General features: G+C 37.8%; 22 protein-coding genes. 13 read left to right on the plus strand and 9 right to left on the minus strand.

Annotated features, from left to right (window positions below):
* The 7 genes from AAT17_RS03125 (at nt 1) to AAT17_RS03155 (ending at nt 6,005) form a co-directional block, all read left to right on the plus strand.
* On the plus strand, nt 1-747 hold the full coding sequence (locus AAT17_RS03125; protein ID WP_060522901.1) for a heavy-metal-associated domain-containing protein: 747 nt from the start codon (nt 1-3) through the stop codon (nt 745-747).
* Nucleotides 748-753: 6 nt separating this feature from the next.
* On the plus strand, nt 754-1,236 hold the full coding sequence (locus tag AAT17_RS03130; RefSeq protein WP_060522902.1) for a DUF305 domain-containing protein: 483 nt from the start codon (nt 754-756) through the stop codon (nt 1,234-1,236).
* Nucleotides 1,237-1,238: 2 nt separating this feature from the next.
* Complete coding sequence (locus tag AAT17_RS03135) at nt 1,239-2,939, plus strand: efflux RND transporter periplasmic adaptor subunit (protein ID WP_060522903.1); 1,701 nt, start codon at nt 1,239-1,241, stop codon at nt 2,937-2,939.
* Between the two features lie 104 nt (nt 2,940-3,043).
* Nucleotides 3,044-3,898 carry an RteC domain-containing protein gene (locus tag AAT17_RS03140; protein WP_060522904.1) on the plus strand — a complete coding sequence of 285 codons (855 nt, stop codon included), beginning with the start codon at nt 3,044-3,046 and terminating at the stop codon, nt 3,896-3,898.
* A gap of 443 nt (nt 3,899-4,341) precedes the next feature.
* Complete coding sequence (locus tag AAT17_RS03145) at nt 4,342-4,620, plus strand: helix-turn-helix domain-containing protein (protein ID WP_060524964.1); 279 nt, start codon at nt 4,342-4,344, stop codon at nt 4,618-4,620.
* Between the two features lie 6 nt (nt 4,621-4,626).
* The gene (locus AAT17_RS03150; RefSeq protein WP_060522905.1) at nt 4,627-5,325 is read left to right on the plus strand and encodes a hypothetical protein; all 699 of its coding nucleotides are present in this window, start codon (nt 4,627-4,629) and stop codon (nt 5,323-5,325) included.
* Nucleotides 5,322-6,005, plus strand: coding sequence for a hypothetical protein (locus AAT17_RS03155; protein ID WP_060522906.1), 684 nt, complete (start codon nt 5,322-5,324; stop codon nt 6,003-6,005). The genes AAT17_RS03150 and AAT17_RS03155 overlap by 4 nt, the downstream gene beginning before the upstream one ends.
* A 4-nt stretch (nt 6,006-6,009) precedes the next feature.
* On the opposite strand, the gene AAT17_RS03160 is transcribed toward AAT17_RS03155, so the two are convergent.
* The 3 genes from AAT17_RS03160 to AAT17_RS03170 are packed head-to-tail and all read right to left on the minus strand — an operon-like array spanning nt 6,010 to nt 7,802.
* The gene (locus AAT17_RS03160) at nt 6,010-6,798 is read right to left on the minus strand and encodes an ImmA/IrrE family metallo-endopeptidase (RefSeq protein WP_253279787.1); all 789 of its coding nucleotides are present in this window, start codon (nt 6,796-6,798) and stop codon (nt 6,010-6,012) included.
* On the minus strand, nt 6,785-7,129 hold the full coding sequence (locus tag AAT17_RS03165) for a hypothetical protein (RefSeq protein WP_060522907.1): 345 nt from the start codon (nt 7,127-7,129) through the stop codon (nt 6,785-6,787). The genes AAT17_RS03160 and AAT17_RS03165 overlap by 14 nt, the downstream gene beginning before the upstream one ends.
* Nucleotides 7,116-7,802, minus strand: coding sequence for a sigma-70 family RNA polymerase sigma factor (locus AAT17_RS03170; protein ID WP_060522908.1), 687 nt, complete (start codon nt 7,800-7,802; stop codon nt 7,116-7,118). Before AAT17_RS03170 ends, AAT17_RS03165 begins: the two co-directional genes overlap by 14 nt.
* A gap of 142 nt (nt 7,803-7,944) precedes the next feature.
* On the opposite strand from AAT17_RS03170, the gene AAT17_RS13530 reads away from it, so the two are divergent.
* From AAT17_RS13530 to AAT17_RS03185, 5 genes are all read left to right on the plus strand, one after another.
* Nucleotides 7,945-8,070, plus strand: a complete 126-nt coding sequence (locus tag AAT17_RS13530) for a hypothetical protein (protein ID WP_301281881.1) — start codon at nt 7,945-7,947, stop codon at nt 8,068-8,070.
* 55 nt (nt 8,071-8,125) lie between these two features.
* The gene (locus AAT17_RS13270) at nt 8,126-8,281 is read left to right on the plus strand and encodes a hypothetical protein (protein WP_157539216.1); all 156 of its coding nucleotides are present in this window, start codon (nt 8,126-8,128) and stop codon (nt 8,279-8,281) included.
* Between the two features lie 132 nt (nt 8,282-8,413).
* Nucleotides 8,414-9,652: a nucleotidyltransferase gene (locus AAT17_RS03175; protein WP_060522909.1), complete on the plus strand. Its 1,239-nt coding sequence runs from the start codon at nt 8,414-8,416 to the stop codon at nt 9,650-9,652.
* Nucleotides 9,649-10,128 (plus strand): hypothetical protein, encoded by a 480-nt coding sequence (locus AAT17_RS03180; RefSeq protein ID WP_060522910.1) that lies wholly within the window; start codon nt 9,649-9,651, stop codon nt 10,126-10,128. Before AAT17_RS03175 ends, AAT17_RS03180 begins: the two co-directional genes overlap by 4 nt.
* Nucleotides 10,121-11,170: a CBASS cGAMP-activated phospholipase gene (locus AAT17_RS03185; RefSeq protein WP_060522911.1), complete on the plus strand. Its 1,050-nt coding sequence runs from the start codon at nt 10,121-10,123 to the stop codon at nt 11,168-11,170. The genes AAT17_RS03180 and AAT17_RS03185 overlap by 8 nt, the downstream gene beginning before the upstream one ends.
* Before the next feature lie 939 nt (nt 11,171-12,109).
* On the opposite strand, the gene AAT17_RS03190 is transcribed toward AAT17_RS03185, so the two are convergent.
* The 4 genes from AAT17_RS03190 to AAT17_RS03205 all read right to left on the minus strand — a co-directional run bounded on the left by AAT17_RS03190 (nt 12,110) and on the right by AAT17_RS03205 (nt 14,476).
* Entirely contained in the window at nt 12,110-12,436 is a 327-nt protein-coding gene (locus AAT17_RS03190; protein ID WP_042278092.1) for a YegP family protein, read from the minus strand.
* Between the two features lie 625 nt (nt 12,437-13,061).
* Nucleotides 13,062-13,319 carry a hypothetical protein gene (locus AAT17_RS03195; RefSeq protein WP_042278090.1) on the minus strand — a complete coding sequence of 86 codons (258 nt, stop codon included), beginning with the start codon at nt 13,317-13,319 and terminating at the stop codon, nt 13,062-13,064.
* On the minus strand, nt 13,297-13,719 hold the full coding sequence (locus AAT17_RS03200) for a DUF5675 family protein (protein WP_042278088.1): 423 nt from the start codon (nt 13,717-13,719) through the stop codon (nt 13,297-13,299). The genes AAT17_RS03195 and AAT17_RS03200 overlap by 23 nt, the downstream gene beginning before the upstream one ends.
* A 1-nt stretch (nt 13,720) precedes the next feature.
* Nucleotides 13,721-14,476 (minus strand): hypothetical protein, encoded by a 756-nt coding sequence (locus tag AAT17_RS03205; RefSeq protein WP_060522912.1) that lies wholly within the window; start codon nt 14,474-14,476, stop codon nt 13,721-13,723.
* Nucleotides 14,477-15,204: 728 nt separating this feature from the next.
* On the opposite strand from AAT17_RS03205, the gene AAT17_RS03210 reads away from it, so the two are divergent.
* Nucleotides 15,205-16,023 (plus strand): hypothetical protein, encoded by an 819-nt coding sequence (locus AAT17_RS03210; protein WP_060522913.1) that lies wholly within the window; start codon nt 15,205-15,207, stop codon nt 16,021-16,023.
* Between the two features lie 234 nt (nt 16,024-16,257).
* Here the strand turns inward: AAT17_RS03210 and yidC are convergent, their stop codons facing one another.
* Nucleotides 16,258-18,069: a membrane protein insertase YidC gene (yidC, locus tag AAT17_RS03215; protein ID WP_060522914.1), complete on the minus strand. Its 1,812-nt coding sequence runs from the start codon at nt 18,067-18,069 to the stop codon at nt 16,258-16,260.
* Between the two features lie 68 nt (nt 18,070-18,137).
* Entirely contained in the window at nt 18,138-19,757 is a 1,620-nt protein-coding gene (locus tag AAT17_RS03220) for a CTP synthase (protein ID WP_060522915.1), read from the minus strand.
* Between the last annotated feature and the right edge of the window lie 68 nt (nt 19,758-19,825).

Here is a 19,825-nt window from a genome sequence, read left to right on the forward strand (position 1 = left end):
ATGAAACACACATATCACATAAAAGGAATGACCTGCAATGGCTGTCGCACGAGTGTCGAGCAAAAATTAAATGCAGTACCTGGTGTAAAAACCGCCACGGTAGATCTGGAAAAGCAAGAAGCCGTAATAGAAATGAATCACCATATTGATACAGCTACTTTCGCAGAGGCGCTTCCGGACAAATATGCCATTACTGAAAAGCAAAAAACAAGAAATGTTTTTTCCAGTACTACTAGGAATAACGCTTTTGCGAAAGCGGAAACAGAAAAGACAAAACTGCAGCAACTCAAGCCTCTACTTATAATTTTGGGTTATATAACTGTTGCTACCATTTTATTGAACTATCAGCGAGAAAGTTGGAACGAGGCCATGTTAGATTTCATGGGGCTATTCTTTATCGTCTTTAGCTTTTTTAAAATTCTCGACCTGAAAGGATTTCCTGATAGTTTCAGAATGTACGACCCACTAGCCAAAGTACTTCCCGCCTATGGTTGGATTTACCCTTTTATCGAGACTGCACTTGGTCTTATGTTTTTGATGCGGTTAGAAATACCCATCGCGCTAATTGTTACTCTTATCATTTTAGGAATTACAACCGTAGGTGTAACTAAAACACTCTTGGACAAAAAGTCTATTAAATGCGCCTGTTTGGGAACCGCCCTTCAGTTACCCATGACTGAGGCCACTTTTATTGAAAATGCCATCATGATCGTCATGGCGGCAATAATGCTCATTAACTTAATTTAAATTATTATGGAAAATTCAAAACACTCAGGTATAGGAAACTACACTAAATTTTTTCTCATGTTGGGATGCTCTTTCGTGGCTATGTACATCACCATGTACCTCAACACCTATGAGTTTGACCATGTTTGGTTCAGCCTAACGCGTTTCTACATGGTGTGCCTAGGAATAGCTACCATGGCAGTAATCATGTGGTTCTTCATGCGTAAGATGTATACAGATAAAAAGAAAAACATCGCTTTACTTCTAGGCAGTCTGATCTTATTTCTAGGCGCTTTGTTTTTGGTTCGTGACCAGAAATCTACGGTGGGCGATGTATTGTGGATGAAGGCCATGATCCCGCACCATTCGATTGCCATACTCACTAGTGAGCGAGCTGACATACAAGATCCCGAAGTAAAAAAGCTAGCTGAAGAAATCATCAAAGCACAAAGAAAAGAAATAGCCGAAATGAAAAAAATGATCGAGAGGCTAGAAAATCAAGACGAATAGACATGAATAAGAATTGGATTTATATCGCTGTAGCCTTACTAATTGGCTTAGGTATTGGCTGGTTTGTTTTCTCTAATGAGGACCACCCAGATAGTGAGCATTCACATACTGAAACCACCGAAAGTCAAATGTGGACCTGCTCAATGCACCCACAAATCATGCAGCCTGAACCGGGTGATTGTCCTATCTGCGGAATGGATTTAATTCCTGCAGAATCAGGTGCAGACGGGCTGGCCGCTGCCGAGTTTAGAATGACAGAGAACGCCATGGCACTTGCAAATATCCAGACCACCATCGTAGGTAGCAGTTCAGCAAAAGGCGACGGTACAATCAAGCTATCAGGAAAAATTGCTCAAAACGAGGATCAAAATAGTGTGCAGGCCAGCTATTTTGATGGACGTATTGAACGGTTGAATGTTACCTACCAAGGTCAGAAAGTTAATCGCGGCCAACTGCTCGCTACCATATACGCACCAGCCCTAGTAGCCGCTCAGCAAGAATTAATTACCGCAACAACAATCAAAGAAACCCAACCTGCCTTATATAAGGCTGTTCGTAATAAGCTTAAGAACTGGAAATTGACTGAAGCTCAAATTGATGCTATCGAAACCTCTGGATCGGTAAGGGACAATTTTCCGCTACACGCCACCGTGTCAGGGACGGTAACTGAGGTAATGGCCGCACAGGGTGATTATGTAAAGGCTGGTCAGCCTATTGCTAGGCTTAGCGATCTATCAACAGTTTGGGCAGATTTTGATGCCTATGAGAGTCAACTGGAGCAGTTTCTAATAGGTCAAAAAATTATGGTGACAAGTAATGCGTATCCCAATAAAGAATTTGAGGCGCAAGTTTCTTTCATCGACCCCATCCTAAATACGCAGACGCGCACGGTAACGGTCAGGGCAACACTTCAAAATAAGGACGGATTGCTCAAGCCAGGAATGTTTGTACAGGGCATAGTAAAAGGTACGTTTACCTCAGACCAATCTGCATTGATCATTCCTGCGAGTGCCGTGATGTGGACGGGTAAAAGATCTCTGGTTTACCTAAAAGTTAATCCTAATGAACCAGTCTTTAAAATGCGTGAGGTAACCCTAGGCAACCGTCTGGAGAATACTTATACTATTATATCTGGTTTAGAAAGTGGTGATGAAATTGTTACAAAGGGCACCTTTACGGTAGATGGTGCAGCACAGTTGCAGGGCAAAAAATCAATGATGAATCAAACCGGGCAAGAACCATCCATTACAAATATGGATATGTCCCTACCCAGATCGTTTCAGGAAGAGTTCAGGAAAGCCTTACCGTCTTATTTTCAATTGAAAGATGCATTGGTAAAAGGCAATGCTGATGATGTTTCCGCTTTCGCGAAAGCGAGCTCAAAAAAGATGTCGGTGATAGCAAAGAAAGATCTGGACGACATGCTTGAGTCTCATTTAACCAAAAGCATTGAGATACTAGATACCATCGCAAGCAATTCCGATTTAGAAAACCAGCGAGCCCATTTCGTCATTCTCAATGAAAACCTCGTGGCCATTGCTTCAAATCTTGATGATCTACAGAATACGCTATATGTTCAGGAATGTCCCATGGCCAATAATAATAAAGGTGCCGTATGGTTAAGTGAAGAGGAAGAAATCAGGAATCCTTATTACGGTGATGCTATGTTGACTTGTGGTGCTGTAATTGATAGAATAAAATAAATCGTTTGCTAATTTTAAGATCTAGAAATGTGTGAATCCTAAATCAATAAAACTCATAAAGCGACCAGATTGAAAAAGGCTGCTATTATCTTAAAATACATTGTATGAATGAAATTCTTGCTATCGTAGAGCAATTTAAAACCGAAATCAATGAAATAGAAAACGAAAAGCTCTCTGATTTTAATAGTGTAGAGTTAGGTATAAAAATCTCTCGTAAGTGCATGCAGGAATTGAGGATTAAAGTGAGACAACATGAGTTTACGTCAAACGAGAACGAAATTCACTTTTTCAAGCACATCAAGCCTTCAGTTTATTCAAAAATTAAATTTTTCTCTAAGCTATATCAGTTCCTACTAGCTAGACCACAAGGCAGCATAAAGAAGCAACGAAGCTTTATAGATACAGAAATTGAAAAATTACAGAGAGACTATAAAAAGAATCTAGATTTTGTAAAGTACTATCGCGAGAAATCTACATATCTCGATCGTTATTATTTCTTAAGAGGAAAGGATGAGGTGCAGCTCATTACCGATACTTCCCATTTCCTGACGGATGCCGAATTCTCAACCAGTCACGACAACCTGGTGGCTAAGATCATGGCTTATGATCTTCTTATCAATCATTATCAAAAGCTATTACAGGAATTAAGATTTACCGAAAGCCAAGGCCAGCAAAGTCCTTACGGCGTTTTAAGTCATTATGCTAAGCGTGGCTTTAAATGGACGGGTACAAAAACAGATCTAATAGAACTTATTTACGGCCTTCAAGCCTCTGGAGCTATTGAAGACGGTACAGCCGCTATTAATGCTATGGTCAATGCCTGTGAAGAACTATTTGAACTAGAACTAGGCAATCCCTATCGTACGTTTCTTGAAATTAAGGAACGTAAAAAAGATCAAACAAAGTTTTTGGACGAGATGAAAATCGCCTTACAACAGAAGATGGACCGCGAGGACTAATCACAATTATTATCTTCGACCTTTATCCTATCCTATAAGAAAAGGCTTCACAACCTATTCCCAACTTGAGAGTTTCATTTTTCTTGGAATGTAGATCAATTTTTGAATGTATATAGAGGTTAACAGATCCTATTTGACTTATTCAAATTTCTGAATCTAGATAGATATTACACTTTTGCAAAAGCTTGTAAATTCAAACACTTGAAAACCAACAATTTCACAGATTTAAACTGTTAAATTTTGACCCAACCCATTCCCAACTTGGGAAAAATTCTCATTAATCTTTACCAGTTTTGCCCAACGAATGTCAAATCAATCTAAGGGCAATCATTAAAAATCATAACTGCATTGCCCTTTAACTACCTCAGCAAATTCCCCTTCCAGCCTGTGCTGTACGCAGTCGAAATATGGAAGGGGTCAGGGGTAGGCTTAAACAATGTACTATGCCCACATCTATTATCACAACAGACGACCTAAGAGAATTCAAAATGGAATTACTGGAGGATTTAAAACAACTTATTCAACAACCGTTACAAACACAAAAGAAAAAGTACCTCAAATCTGCTGAGGTCATGGAGTTGCTACAGGTAAGCCCTGGTACACTTCAAAATTTGCGTATCAATGGCACTTTGCCCTATTCTAAAATTGGCGGAATCATCTTTTATGATGCAGATGAAATTCATCGCATTATTCAGGAAAACCGCATTGACAATTCATATTAAAATGAGATGCCAGAAGTTAATTACATCCAGCACCTTAATGCTGTTTTTGAACAATTTAGACAAGACAGTAGACTAAACCCAACGCATATAAGCCTATACCTGGCACTTTTTCAGTTGTGGAATTATCATCGCTTTCGCGAAAGCTTCCATGTAAACCGTGAAGACGTGATGAAACTTGCCAAAATAGGTTCAAAATCTACCTATCACAGATGCGTGAAGGAATTAAACCACTACAACTATTTAGTTTATGTGCCATCGCATAACCCATTCAAAGGGTCAAAAATCAAGATGCTCAAATTTGAGACAACCTCTGGACAAGTTGTGGGACAAGATGTGTACCAAGGCGTCCCAAATCAAGGACAAGCAATGGGACGTTCTAATAAACATATACAAACTTTACAAAACAGTTATAAACTACCTCAGCCAAAAAATGAAGATGAGGTTTTAGATTTTTTTAAAAAAGAACAATGGCCAGAAGTTGAAGCCCAAAAATTCTTCAATCACTACCAAGCTATAGGCTGGAAAATTGGTGGCAAAATAAAAATTGAAAATTGGCACGCATCCGCAAAAAACTGGATGCTCAAATCTGAAGAATTGCAAAACGATAAGCAAGTGTCCCAAAATATTGCATCCGACGAACGTAGTGAGAGGAATGCACAAAACCTACACACGGTAAGAAATAAAGATTACAATCAGCCATTATGAAACAATCTCAAACAACATACAACCTAAAAAATCCAAGTATCATTTATGTGGGTTCCGCTCAATACGAGCTTGGCACTTTTGATGGTAAGTCCATTTTATACGACTTCCCAAAAATAGTGAGGTATCTAGATGCAAAAGGAAAGTTGATGTTTGGTAAAAACTTCAAAATCTATGAAGATGACCACGATTTACTTTTAAAACTAACAAGCTACTTTATCCAGGACCATGACTATTGTAAAAAGTTAGGAATAGATACTGCAAAGGGCATTTTACTTTCAGGTCCAGTGGGCTGTGGTAAAACCACTTTGATGCGGCTGTTACCGCATCTCGTACCACATAAGAAAGCCTACAATTTCATTCCGTGCCGGAATATCGTTTTTGGGTTTAATGGCGTAGGGTTTAAACTCATTCAGGACTATGAAGATACCAAGGATTATTGCTTCGATGATTTAGGTGTCGAACACGTAGGACGCTATTATGGCAAGGACTGCAATGTGATGGGCGAAATTCTCATTTCCCGATATGAAGTCTTTAGAAGAAAAGGCACAAAGACACACATCACTACAAACCTCAATGCAGAAGAGCTTCAAGAGAAATATGGGGAGCGGGTTCGGTCACGGATGAGGGAGATGTTTAATTTGTTGAGTTTTAATTCTAAGACAATAGACAAAAGAAAATAGATATCTATTCTTCCCAAATAATACTTAATGCTTTTCCTCTATAGGTAATACAATGCTCAAAAAACTTTCTTTGTACATCATCATCGTTAACGTAATTAAAAATATCAACAGCCCATATTTCTTCTTTTTTGAAGAGATTGTCCGTTATATTTCCAAAATACTCACCCATAACAGTATTTGGAGCAACCTTATTCTCATACAATAAATATTTAAAAGGAAAATGCTCACTATAGTACTTCCACTTAACCTTACCATTTTCACCATAAACAATCATAATATCGTGATTTCCTATATCGGCAAATCTAAATGCACAGGCAGTCCGGCTGACGTTATACTCATCCTTTAGATAATCTATCAATTCAATACTGAAGGGTTTTCGATTAATATCTTTTAGGAATCTTTCTTCAGGCATTAGCAAACAAGAGGCAAAAAAATCTGCCTCTCTTTCAATTTGATTAAACTGCTTTTTATTGGTTCTGGATTGATGCGGTTCCAGCAGTCCTTTTTTCAATCCAATTCTATGGGAATCTATGTAATAATGTCCAAGCTCGTGGGCAAGCGTAAACCTTCCCTTTGCAGAATCTGCCCTGTTTCCTAAATCCGTATTTAAGTGTATAAAAAAATTTCCGTTATCGTAGAAAGTCATTCCATCAAAAGTATTCTTCCCATAGCTATCATAAAATACGGCTAATCCTTCATCATCCAATATACTGTTAAGTGGAGTAATTTTTTCTTTATATTCCAACGCAATACTTTCTGCAAGTTCCTTTATGCTTGGTCTATTCCGAATCACTTGAATCTTGGTTATGTTTTCTTCGCATTTTATCAATGATATGCTGAGGCAAATCTTCTTTACCTTTACGCGCAACCATCCTAAGGCTTTCAACTTCCCCAGCTACATCTTCTTCAAACATTGTAATAACTTTTGGCTCTCTATAAAACGTATTGTTGATGATGGCAATTGGGTCAATGGATTTATAATCCAATTTAAAATCGTAATCTTCGTATAACTTGTTAAATCTATCCAGTTCAATTTCATTTTCAGGATAAAGAAATCCGGTTGAACCTAACCAACTGTCCAACTGTTCAATTTCTATAAGTTCTATTTTCTTAGGCTTGGCCATTCAAAATGTCTAAATAGTTCGTAACGTGTTTATGTGCATCTCCGTAATAAGTATTTACGGATTTTTGGGTCAACGAGAGCTTTTCCCTGAGTAGCTTCGTAATGGTCCTGGGTACTTTTTTGCCTTGCTTCCGATAAGCTCGGTACGTAAAATAAATGATTCGATGTTTTTCAGATAATTGTGTAAGTGCCCTTTCTATGGTTTTAAGTTTCGCAACAACCGCTCTTTTTGCCTCAGCATCTTCGGGCATTTCAAACTTGTCCAGTAATTCATCTGCACTTGTTACAAGACTTAAATCTTCTTCTTCAGTAGGTTCTGCACAACTGTTCTGCTCGCCATATTTTATTATTTGGGTGTATAAAATTGGATACATCCAAATGAGTATGCCCTTATCTAAATCTTTTGCCTTGGATTTTTTCTTATCAAAAGTGGGATATTTCCAAACCCTGGCAAATGTGCAATGTGCTATCTCAAGAGCCACTACCTCATTATATCCATACTTGTTGCAATAAATCTCGGACTTACGCTTCAAATCCTTCTCAAATCTATAGCAGAATTGTACAAAAGCTTCCTGCGCCTCTTTAGGAAATTCATCCTTAAAAGAAATATAGTCCAGCAGTTCAACGCTCGGTAAATTTTCAAAATCTATGTCTTTATTAGTTTCTGTTTTCATTTATATACCAAAACGGATATATCCAAAAAGGTATTTGAGTGAGAGGCACTCATAACAACCTATGTATTACCATTAAAATACTGGGGGTTAATAATCAAGGGATTGCCAAATATAAAGAAAATCCCTACTAAAAGTAAACACTATGGCAAAAGATTCATCAGGTAAAAAATTCAACAGAATCCCTGAACACAAGAGAAAAGTAGGTAGCAAAACCATTACTGTCAAAGAGCACATAAGAAGTAACCGAAAAGATAGTAAAGGGAAGTAACGAGCGGAACTCCACAGCTCTGAATGGAGAATGTTTAATCTTAAAATTCATTTTTATGAATAGTATAAATTTCTCCAATGGAGAGCTTAGTTTATGCCATAAGAATAACTGTGTAAATGTACGAGGTGATGTAGCGAAAGCCATCGTTTTTGGACTTGCAACGTTAGTTGTTATTAGTGGTATAGCTTCAATGTTAGAGCAATCTAATTAGAAGTTAGTTATGGCAGCTTATTTAATAGAGGCTGCCATAATTGAAATATAGAACTCAGCCAATTGGGCAAACCATATATATAATACTGCTTGGTGCAATAATTGAAAATAAAACGTTAGAAAAATTACAACTATGACTGAAGAATATAAAAATGAAGTTATTGAAATTTTGGAAAATCTGGGGAAGCAACTTGATATTTCGGAAAGTCAATACAACGAAGCCGTAAAGAGTTACGAGGCTGTTGGTGAATGGCTATCAAAAGAAGGTTCACCGCTTTATCCATTTAATCCAAGAATACTCCCTCAAGGCTCTTTTATGCTGGGTACAATAATCAAACCAATTAATGATGAGGATGATATTGATATGGACCTCGTTTGTAAATTAAGTGGTAAACCCTCAAATTGGACACAAAAGCATCTAAAAGATGCTGTTGGCGACAGACTTAAAGGCCATTCTACATACGAACAAATGATTGAGGATAAAGATGGTGGCAGAAGATGCTGGACACTTGAATACTCTGATGACGCTAACTACCATATGGACATTCTACCCTCCATTTCAGATAAGAATTTTACGGTTTTGCTTAGCGAATCCTTTAATAATAGCCAACACTTAGATACTAACACATTGGCCATTCGTATTACTGATAAGGAGGAGTATAACTATTCAACCGAAATCAATACCGAATGGTGGATGAAAAGCAACCCTTTTGGGTATGCAAAATGGTTTTATCAAAGGGCCATATACAGTTCAACGAAAATGTTTGCTTTGAGCGAATCAGTTGACCCTGTAAGACCATACCAAAAAGAAAAATTGCCTTTACAGCGGGCTATTCAATTGTTGAAACGTCACAGGGACATGATGTTTTCTTCGGACGAGTACAACAGTGAAAACAGACCTATTTCCATAATAATAACCACCTTAGCTGCCAGAGCTTACGATAGAAGTGAGAATATCGTTGATGCCTATGTCAATATCGTAAGTAGAATGCGTGACTTAATTGAAACAAAATTGAACCCAAAAACGGGTCTTTATGAAAGGTGGGTAAGTAATCCTGTTAATAATGAAGAGAATTTTGCTGATAAATGGAGTGAGGTTCCACAAAAGGAGGAATATTTTTATAAATGGTTGGATAAGTTGGAAGAAGACCTCGAAACAGTCAAATATAGTCAAGGAGTTGGCTTGCAAAAACTGAATGAGTCTTTTTCAGCACAATATGGCGATAACGTCGTGAATAAAGCTTTTGCCGCATACGGCGAAAAAAATAGAATCCTTAGAGAATCTGGACTGAGGAAAATGGCAAGCGGTACAGGTATCTTAGGTTCAGTCGGTACTTCAGTACCAAACCATAACTTTGAAGGTAATGTATGAGTAGTAGATTTTTTAAGGCCAACAGTAAAAGAAAACTTAATGGGATTCCTTCACACGAACAATTGAAGAGAATCAAAAAAGAATTTCCTGAAATCAAGGTCTTAAAAAGTGGCTGGGATAATTTTGAAATAGTTGTCCAAATACAACCAACAGCGATTAGTGAGTTGTATAATGTGAAAATTGTGTATACTAAAAACAAATGGGTAAAAATCTTTGTGGTAAATAAAACCTTGGAAATTGCAAAAAACAGAATAAAACTGCCCCACGTTTATGACAGTCAAAAACAGCAATTATGTCTTTACTCACCTTCTAAAAAAGAGTGGAGCGCTCATAATTACATTATTGATACAATAATACCTTGGATAAGCGAATGGTTGTATTATTATGAATTATGGCTACCAGAAGGTAAATGGTTAGGTGGTGGGCATAACGAGTATCCAAATGATGACAACACTGAAAAACTTATAAATGAGTAGTAAAAAATTTAAAATATTATCAATTGATGGCGGCGGTATCAAAGGTGTTTTTCCTGCATTGTTCTTGACACTATTAGAGGATGAATTGAAAAACCGTACTGATGGTAAGACCAAAATTTATCAGCATTTCGATTTAATTACAGGAACATCTACAGGTGGTATTATTGCTATTGCATTGGCATTGGGCATTCCTGCCAAAGAAATTTACCATCTGTATTTAGATAATGCTAAAAACATTTTTGGGAGCAAAAAACCACTTTTCTTAGGCTTAAAGAAACCCTTTTTCCTGGGTCAAATTTTCAATTCAGCGCATAAACGCAACTTTCTTGAAAACCTGGTTAGAAAAACATTTAAAGAAGCCAACAATGGGACTGAACCAAGACTTGGAGACTGTAAAACGAATGTCTGTATTCCAATATATGATTTAATACAAGGTAACCCCAGTGTTTTAAAAACAAAGTATCATCCAGCTTTTGAAAGGGACTATCATATTCCGGCTTATCAAGCTGCTATGGCTACTTCAGCCGCACCCACATATTTTAATCCTTACACTTCGGAATATAAGGACCTTAATGGTACTACAAAAGATTTCGTAAATAAAGTAGATGGTGGCATAATGGCAAACAACCCTACATTAGTTGCTTTTTTGGAAGCCATAAAAGCGTTCAAAGTTGATATGTCTCAACTCGAAATCCTTTCCCTTGGAACTGGATATAAAAAGTTTACCGATGGTAATTCTCGCAAAAGATGGGGTTTACATTATTGGATGGTAAAGAATAAGAGAAAAAGACTTATCGAACTTTTTATGCAAAGTCAATCACAACTTGTCGCAAACTATATTAGTCTACTGTATCAAGGAATCGATAAAAGCGAAAAGGATAATCCAAATTTTATTTATGACCGAATTGACGTTTTTTTAAATGAAGACAATAATATTGAGATGGATGAATGCAACAAAACGAAAATTAAAAATTTTGCAGAGTTAGCATCCATCGAATTTCAACATAATAGAAGTGCTATACTTAAAAATCACTTTTACTAAACGATTCCCCACCTACGGCACTTGCCACCTCATCACTCGCTACCTCATTTCGCTGGGCTACATTCGTCCGTTCATTCTTCAGCAACAAGAGCTTTCAGTTCCGCGCGGTACCAGCAGGTATTGTGCAATGCACTTCAAATAGAATTTTTACACAAATGAATAATTTGCCATTTTAAGGAAAATCTGTTGAGCACAATCCCTGCTCGTACCTTTTGCCTTTGCCCGCACCAGGCACAAGTATTTCCGTCGTTGTAATAAACACCATTGATACCATTAAAATTCGGGAAGGCAGGTAATAAGGTGTGCGCCAGTTGTTCGATTTTGTTTCATAAAACATCCCGACAAGGGTAGATAAACGACAATCAAAATCAGTCAATAGTTTAAACATCCCTTACGGTCGCCCTTGTCGGGACCGCCACCACAGCCAACGCGCCATCCAAAGCGGTGGCTTGTTTTATTCCACACATTCCACGCCTTCTGCACTCGTGGCTACTCTTACCCCTTAAAATCCCATAACGGTCGGCTATCACCGGCATAATGATTTAGGGGTAACCGCCACTTCACGTTTTGCGAGCCTGCGTGTCGCTGCGGGCTTATACGGTGTCACAGTTTTTGATATCTATTCAATAAATATTTGTAATAGCGATAACGTCCTACAGCAGTACCACCTTACCTAGTGGTTAAGCTGGTACCGCTTCCGTCCAGATAAGTAAGAGCTATGTATTCCTTCAGCGCCTTCCTACCGTCAGTCACCTTACTCACACACAGCACTTACCTATTCAAGTAAAAATAGAAATCACTTTAAACCAAATCAAAAAACTGCGCCACCTAGTGTAAACATGGCCGTGACCGCCTTTCGTGCCTACAGGCGCCCACTCACGGCACCCTTGCTAATCTCGCAGTCGGCTCGCGCCTTTTGAATTACCTGCTCAATAAAAATCAGGCTTCGACAACAGGGGCTTTAGGGGCATTATTCATAACCGATTTAATACCAGTTTCCACACCCGAGCTGCCTTCGTAGATTTCACTAGTGCCGATGACCTGGCCATTACTAGCCTTAAGATTAAAATAGTGTTTTCCGTTACTGGATTTCTTTCGGTCATATCGGCTATCGATTTGAGAGTTTTCTCTAACCGATTCAATACCGTTGAGACAACCAGCTTTTGAGGTATATGCTTCACTTGCCAGTATGTTTTGGCCGTTGGCCGCTTTCAATCTGAACCTGTGCTGTCCACTAGAATCTTTATACGTTTCAAATTTTCCCATAGTATTTGGTTTTAAATGATATCAGATAAAGATAAAAAAAGGTCACAAATATAGGTGGCTACCTCAGCCCAGCCGCACACCAGCAGTAAAGTTCAGGCCCTACGGGTTTTGAAAAAATAGTGCGCCAAAGGTGCGCACCATTTTAGAACATTTATTTTGAATTAGTCCTTGGTTCAGGTTACTGCTGGCTTGGCCAAATCGCCGCCTGCTTCTGTGAGTTAGCTGTTTCTTCTATCGTCAGTATAGCAATTTCGAAAGCGCACGATTTTTCCCAAAAAACTTGACAGCCTGGCCACGCCACCAAAAAGAGGGCTTTCTTTTTTTCGTTTTTCTTTGTAAAAAAAATGTGTTCATTTTCTTTGGTTGGATTGAAAAAGCCCTGGCGTTAAACCAAGGCTCTATCGCTTTATTCTGTCATTTCTTCCTCTTGCGCCGCAGTCGAGACTTCAACCAGTCCTTGAGATAAATCTTCAGTAAAAGCGAAACTATGAAGCTCACACACGCCCCAAAAATGGCCACCACCGCAGATCCCATGAGATCATCCGCAGAAATAGAATGTAACGCTGTGGCAATCGTGCCACCTATAGTTCCCGCTTTCGTAGACATATATCTGTGTGGCATCGAATTACTTTTTAGCCTCTGGAGACTCTTCTTTTTTCGCTTTCGCAGAAGCGGAAGTATTATCAGCTGTTACTGCTTGACTTACCGCCGTTGCCACCGTACCGGCTACAGTTACATAGGTTGCAATAGTCACCAAAGTTGCCGGTAAAGCAATAGGGGCTGCGATGATGGCACCACCAGCAGTTGCCAAAGCGATACCTATATTGCGCAAGGTTCGGAAAAATTTAGGGGTAGGTTTTTTATAACGTTCTATAAGTGTCATAATTCTGAGATTTAATTGTGATAAAAACTTTTTCTTTTCGTTCGTATGCCTGATGGCAAAGCGATAGGACCTTCTGTAAAGCAGCTCGAGAAGACCAGCCTTTGCCAAGTCCACTGAGCTGGGAAACGGGTGCCAGGCATCCTTCTAATTCTCGCAGCGCGTCATTAGCCGGATGAATTAAAATTAAACTGCGACCAGGAACATCCAACACGTTCAAATGATTTTTGAACTTTGTAGAAAATCGTGGCACTACTTCGTAACGCCCTTCAGGAATACAAGAAATATTCCTTTGATTTTTTCGCCAGGGCAACTCAATCATAAAGCAGACCAGATGGTCATTTAAGAAAAGGGCACCGTTGGTACCCTTTTCAAAGTAGCTTCGCTTCAGGATGAGGTTCATACTACTGCGTATCTACATTAGCAATAGACAGCGCGTTGTAAGCACCGTTTTTAAGTGAATACATCTGCCCATTTACTTCCTGATAGAACTCAATACCTATTACCTGAAGAATCGGCAATGCGCTACCAGCGGGTAGAGCAACCGCAAGGTTAATAGCTGCAGTATTTGCGGAGTCATAAGGCAGAATTGCAGTCTCAGCGCTTTCAAAATTAGATGCTTCATTAGCAAAATCCAATTCTGCAGCACCGGTTACAATTTTGAAGTGAGTTGTCCCGATTGGTCCAGCAATACGAACCGATGGTGCAAACGGAGCCAGGTTCAATTCCACATCGCCCGTTGCACGGTCGAGAGCTGTCGTGTACGGAGCAAAAAGCGTCGCACCAAGTTTACCATTGAGATTAAACTCAAAGCCCTGCAGGGTGCTCATATCACCATCTTCGATGGTTCTAGCACCACGCGCATTAGTAGTATCAGTTTTAGTAACTGCTACAAGAGCCTTAGTCAATCGACTTACCACACGCTTATCTTTTGCATTCTGCAAAAGCACACGGATGGCGTTACGGATTACTTTTCCACCCTTCCCGGCACGTCCAAATTCAGAGCCGTTTTCACGCGTTCTTTGGAACACTGGGTCATTAGCGATACGATTAGCATCCACGCCACCTTTGGTGCGCGCAAGATGCCCATCAGAGCTTTTGTAAAAGGAAATGTCGCCAAGAGTTCCTTTTAGCTTGATAATACCAGTTTGTCTAGCCATTTTTAGAAAATTTTATGATTACTCAACAAATCAAACTAGATTTGTAGAGCTATCAGAATTCCTAGAACCGCATCTGCCAACTAGTACGATTTTTGCCGATTTAAGTGTATCGTTCAACTATAGGTGCTGTACAGATGAAGTATGGATAGTGCATTAAAATGAAGATTGTAAGAGCCACTATATTCCCAAAAGACGTTCATTGCCTCACCGGCAGGAGTGAACGCTATGGCCGTAAGCTATTACAAGACATTAGAAGCCACTTTGGAAAGCAGTCTTACCAGTTTGTCACAGTAGAAGAATTCGCCGAGTACAGCGGAATTAAAGAGGAAACTATCAAAGATTATTTACTTCAAGTTTCATAGTATTTATAGCCATTTGAGTAGGTTTGAATCCAGAAAAGAGTTATCTTTATGTAGTCTTGAAATGCTAATTTCAATTAAACAAGTTCTTTTAAAATGGTAGGTATTCGGTCAGTTCACTTGTGAACATTATCCCGGGCATCCCCAAAACATAGATATAGCGAGGCTTCCCAAGGTTCACCCGTAAAAAGTTTGAATCCTGTCGAGGTCACTTTAAAAACCCAGCTTTTACAGCTGGGTTTTTTATTTCTTCACATTTACAGAACAAAAGTCACAAACCCAAGAAAGCGTTAATTTACACGTCGTTGCAAATCACTATTACTATCTTTGAGAAGACTAAAAATTTAAATTAACTAACAAACTAATATCATGAACATAAAAAAATACAGAATAGCAGCTATTGGTTTAGCCTTAACAGCTACCACACTTATTGCATGTAAAGAATCTCCAAAATCAGAGGAAAGTGAAGAAATGCTCTCTGAAGAAGCGATGGTAGAACAAGAATTGCCTTCTATTACTATCGAAAAATTAATGGACTCACCAGCTTATGAAACTGCTAGTCTTTCTCTTAAATCTCCAGATGTTTCTGAAACTATTCCTTCCGGTGATACTAACTTTGATTTTGAAGTTACAAACTATGAATTAGGAGCAATTACTGACAGTGAAAATGCAAACCGTTTAGCCAATTCAGGAAAAGGTCAGCACATTCATTTTATTGTGAATAATCAACCCTACTCTGCTCACTATGAGCCTACCTTTACTAAAGCTCTTCCTGACGGAACACACCACCTAGTAGCTTTTTTAAGTAGATCTTACCATGAGTCTGTTAAAAATAACAATTCTGTCGTGGTAAAGAAAGTACAAGTAGGTGACGAGATTACTCAAGAATTGGATATGGATGCTCCTACTCTTATTTATAGCAGACCTAAAGGAGAGTATTCTGGTAAAGACACAGAGAATTTACTATTAGATTTCTTTGTTATTAACACCACTCTTTCAGAAGATGGGAATAAGGTAAGAGCTACTATAAACGATGAAGTTTTTACTATTACTGAGTGGGCTCCATATATTGTAAAAGGACTTCCTATGGGTGAAGTTTCTATTAAACTAGAGCTTGTTGACGATAATAATCAAGTTATACCTGGACCATTCAATAGTGTGACAAGAACAGTTACTCTTAAAGAGTAAGATATCAAGGAAAAAGAACGGAGAATCATAAAAAGCGTTTTTACATATGTAAAAACGCTTTTTTTATCTTTTAAGTAGTTGCTAATATGATTTAAAACGAGAGAAAGTTCATAGTTTTAAACTTACTAAGCTCACACAAAGTCATAGATTGAATTTGGTAAGTAAAGCCAATTAATAAGAAAACAGCTTTATGAAATATTCACAAAGCTGTTTTTAATGTTGTATAATAAGATGTTACTTTTTCTTCTTCTGTAACTCTTGTTGAGCTTGTGCTTGTTCCATCATTTGCTCCATTCTTTTAGCAAATCTACCCTTCTTTTTAGGTTTAGCTTTTGCTTTCTCAATTTTGGCAAGGACCTTATCCTTATCAATTATCACATTCTTTATAACCAACATCAGTCCTATTGTAATTAAGTTGGATACAAAATAATAAAGCGATAGACCAGCTGCGTAATTATTAAAGAAAACTAACATGAATAATGGCGATAAATACATGATAAACTTCATGTTAGGCATTCCTGGTTGTTGTGCCTGCGCCATGTTTTGACCAGTGGTCATTTGCATATAGAAAAATATAGCAACAGACGCTAGAATTGGAAATAAACTTACATGATCTCCGTAAACCGGTATGTGGAAAGGAAGTTGAAAAATTTCATCGTAACTCGACAAATCATCTGCCCATAAAAAGCTTTTCTGTCTTAATTCGATAGCTGTTGGGAAAAATTTGAACAGGGCAAAAAATACAGGCATCTGTAATAATGCCGGTAAACATCCAGATAAAGGACTCGCTCCAGCCTCACGCTGAATACGCATGGTTTCTTGTTGCTTTTTAAGAGCGTCATCTTTATACTTTGCAGTTACTTTTTCAATCTCAGGACGTAATATTTTCATTTTTGCCTGAGTTAAATAACTTTTATATAAAACTGGCGATAATAATAACCTTACCCCAAATGTTAGAAGAATAATACCTATCCCAACAGGAATTCCTAGATATTTAGGAGACGTAATAAAAGTAAATAGTGGTCTAATTACATATTTATTAATGACACCAAAAATTCCCCAACCTAAATCAACTACTTCTTCCAGATTGGCATCATAATTTTCAAGAATATCATAATCCGTAGGACCAAAATACCAGTCCATATTATACATTAACTCACCACCAGAATAATCTAATTGAAATTCTGAACTAAATTCCTTGGTAAATTTATTTTGTGTATCGTCTATAGATGCAATATTCTTAGTTCTTAAAACACCAGACGTAAATGGAGTGTCGGTTACAAGTATTGAACTGAAAAAGTGTTGCTTGTAAGCTGCCCAAGTAATAGCGTTTCCTTCCTCCTCGGCGGTTTCTCCTTGTCCAGTATAATCATCGCTACCACCATCATATTCAAATTTAATTTCAGTATATCTGTTCTCATTTTGAATACTCTTTGAACGTCTATACCCTTGCATATCCCACTTAAGTGAAACAGCATCACTTGTATTTGCAACCGAGTTTAAACCAGTACTTCTAATAGTAAAATCAACCATATAATTATCTGGTTTGATTTCATATCTAAATTCTATTTTGGCATTGTTACCTGGTGTAGCAACGAAGTTAAAAACCTTATTTTCACCGTTCATACTTTGTTGCGGAGTAAAAAGCATGTCTGCGGTATTTAACTTACGACCATCTTTGGTCATAAAGGTCAAATTCAATTGCATATCACCATCGTTTACTAAGTAAACTGGTAAAGAATCGTAAGTCTTAAACTTTAAAAGTTCGGCTTGGGTTAAATACGCTCCTTTTGTACTGAATTTGTAATCTACTAATTCGGTCTGGTAGGATAAAGTTTCAGCACTATTACTAGGATTAATTGAATCATTTACAACTGTCAAGCCATCAGGAACAAGTTGATCATTATTGGATATAGATTGTTCAGTTGTAGTATTGGGTTCTTTTTCTTGTACTTCTTCCTTATTCATAAAGAACATGTACATTAATATTGCAAAGATTAAGGACATCCCTAAAATTTGCTTCCAGTCTGTTTTATTTTCTTCCATTTCTAGATAGAGTTTGAAACTCTGTAAAGGGTTTGTGGTGATTCTGCTTTCGCGAAAGCGGAATCAGATTATTTATTTTTATTACTTTTAAATGTTGCTGCCGCAGCTACAAATGATTTGAACAATGGGTGTGGATTTGCTACTGTACTTTTATACTCAGGATGGTACTGTACTCCAATAAACCAAGGATGATTCTCTATTTCAACGATTTCAACCAAATCAGTTTTTGGATTGACTCCGGTAGTTTTTAATCCAGCTTGTTCAAGTTGATCTCTATATTCATTGTTATATTCATAACGATGACGATGACGCTCACTTATCAATTCATTTCCATAGATTTCTGACACTCTACCACCATTCAATTTACAATCCCATGCACCTAGTCTCATGGTACCACCCATGTCTAGTATATTTTTTTGATCCTCCATAAGAGAAATTACAGGATGCGGCGTGTTGTCGTCCATTTCTATAGAGTTAGACTCTTTCAATCCTAAAACGTTACGTGAATATTCAATTACCGCCATTTGCATACCCAAACAGATACCAAAAAAGGGTAATCCGTTTTCTCGAGCATACCTAACTGCTTCTATTTTACCTTCTATCCCTCGTTCACCAAACCCAGGAGCAACTAGAACGCCGTCTAAATGTGATAACTTTTTCTCAACATTTTCTACCTCTAAGTACTCACTGTGAATACTCTCAATCTTAACTTTTACCTCATTTTCTGCACCGGCATGAATGAATGCTTCTAAAATAGATTTATAGCTATCTTGTAACTCAACATATTTACCAATTAATCCAATCGTCACCTGACTTTTAGGATTTTTATGTTTGATAACAAACTCGTTCCAACTTTTGAGGTTTGGTTGACTCTCAGTTTCTATGTGCAATTGTTTAATGACAACTCTATCCAATCCTTCTAATAGCATTTTATTAGGAACGTCATAAATAGTTTCTACGTCAATAGATTGTATTACTGCTTCTGGTTTAACGTTACAAAAACGTGCTAGCTTTGTTCTTATTTCATCAGAAAGTTCGTGTTCAGTTCTACAAACTAATATATCTGCTTGTACTCCACTTTCCATTAATGTTTTAACACTGTGCTGCGTAGGTTTTGTTTTTAACTCGCCTGCCGCACTTAAAAATGGTATAAGCGTTAAATGAATAACTAATGAATTGTTATCACCTAATTCCCATTGTAATTGACGTACACTTTCGATGTAAGGTAATGACTCAATATCTCCTACTGTTCCACCTATCTCGGTAATTATAACATCATAATCACCTGATTTACCTAAAATCTGAATACGCTCCTTAATCTCATCAGTTATATGTGGAATCACTTGAACCGTCTTTCCTAGGAACTCTCCTCTACGTTCTTTTTGAATGACACTTTGATAAATACGTCCTGTTGTAACGTTATTTGCTTGAGAGGTATTAACATTTAAAAACCTTTCATAATGTCCTAGATCTAAATCAGTTTCGGCACCATCCTCTGTTACGTAACACTCACCATGTTCATAAGGATTCAGTGTTCCAGGATCTACGTTAATGTATGGATCAAGTTTTTGGATTGTAACTCTTAATCCTCTAGCCTGTAGCAGTTTTGCTAGTGAAGCTGCGATAATTCCTTTTCCTAATGATGAGGTTACTCCACCCGTTACAAAAATGTACTTAGCATGTGCCATAATATCTGTTTCCTTACTTTAAAAACAGGTGCAAAAGTAATTATTTAATATGGGATTGTAAGCATAAT

Source organism: Nonlabens sp. MIC269 (assembly GCF_001430865.1).
GTDB lineage: Bacteria > Bacteroidota > Bacteroidia > Flavobacteriales > Flavobacteriaceae > Nonlabens > Nonlabens tegetincola.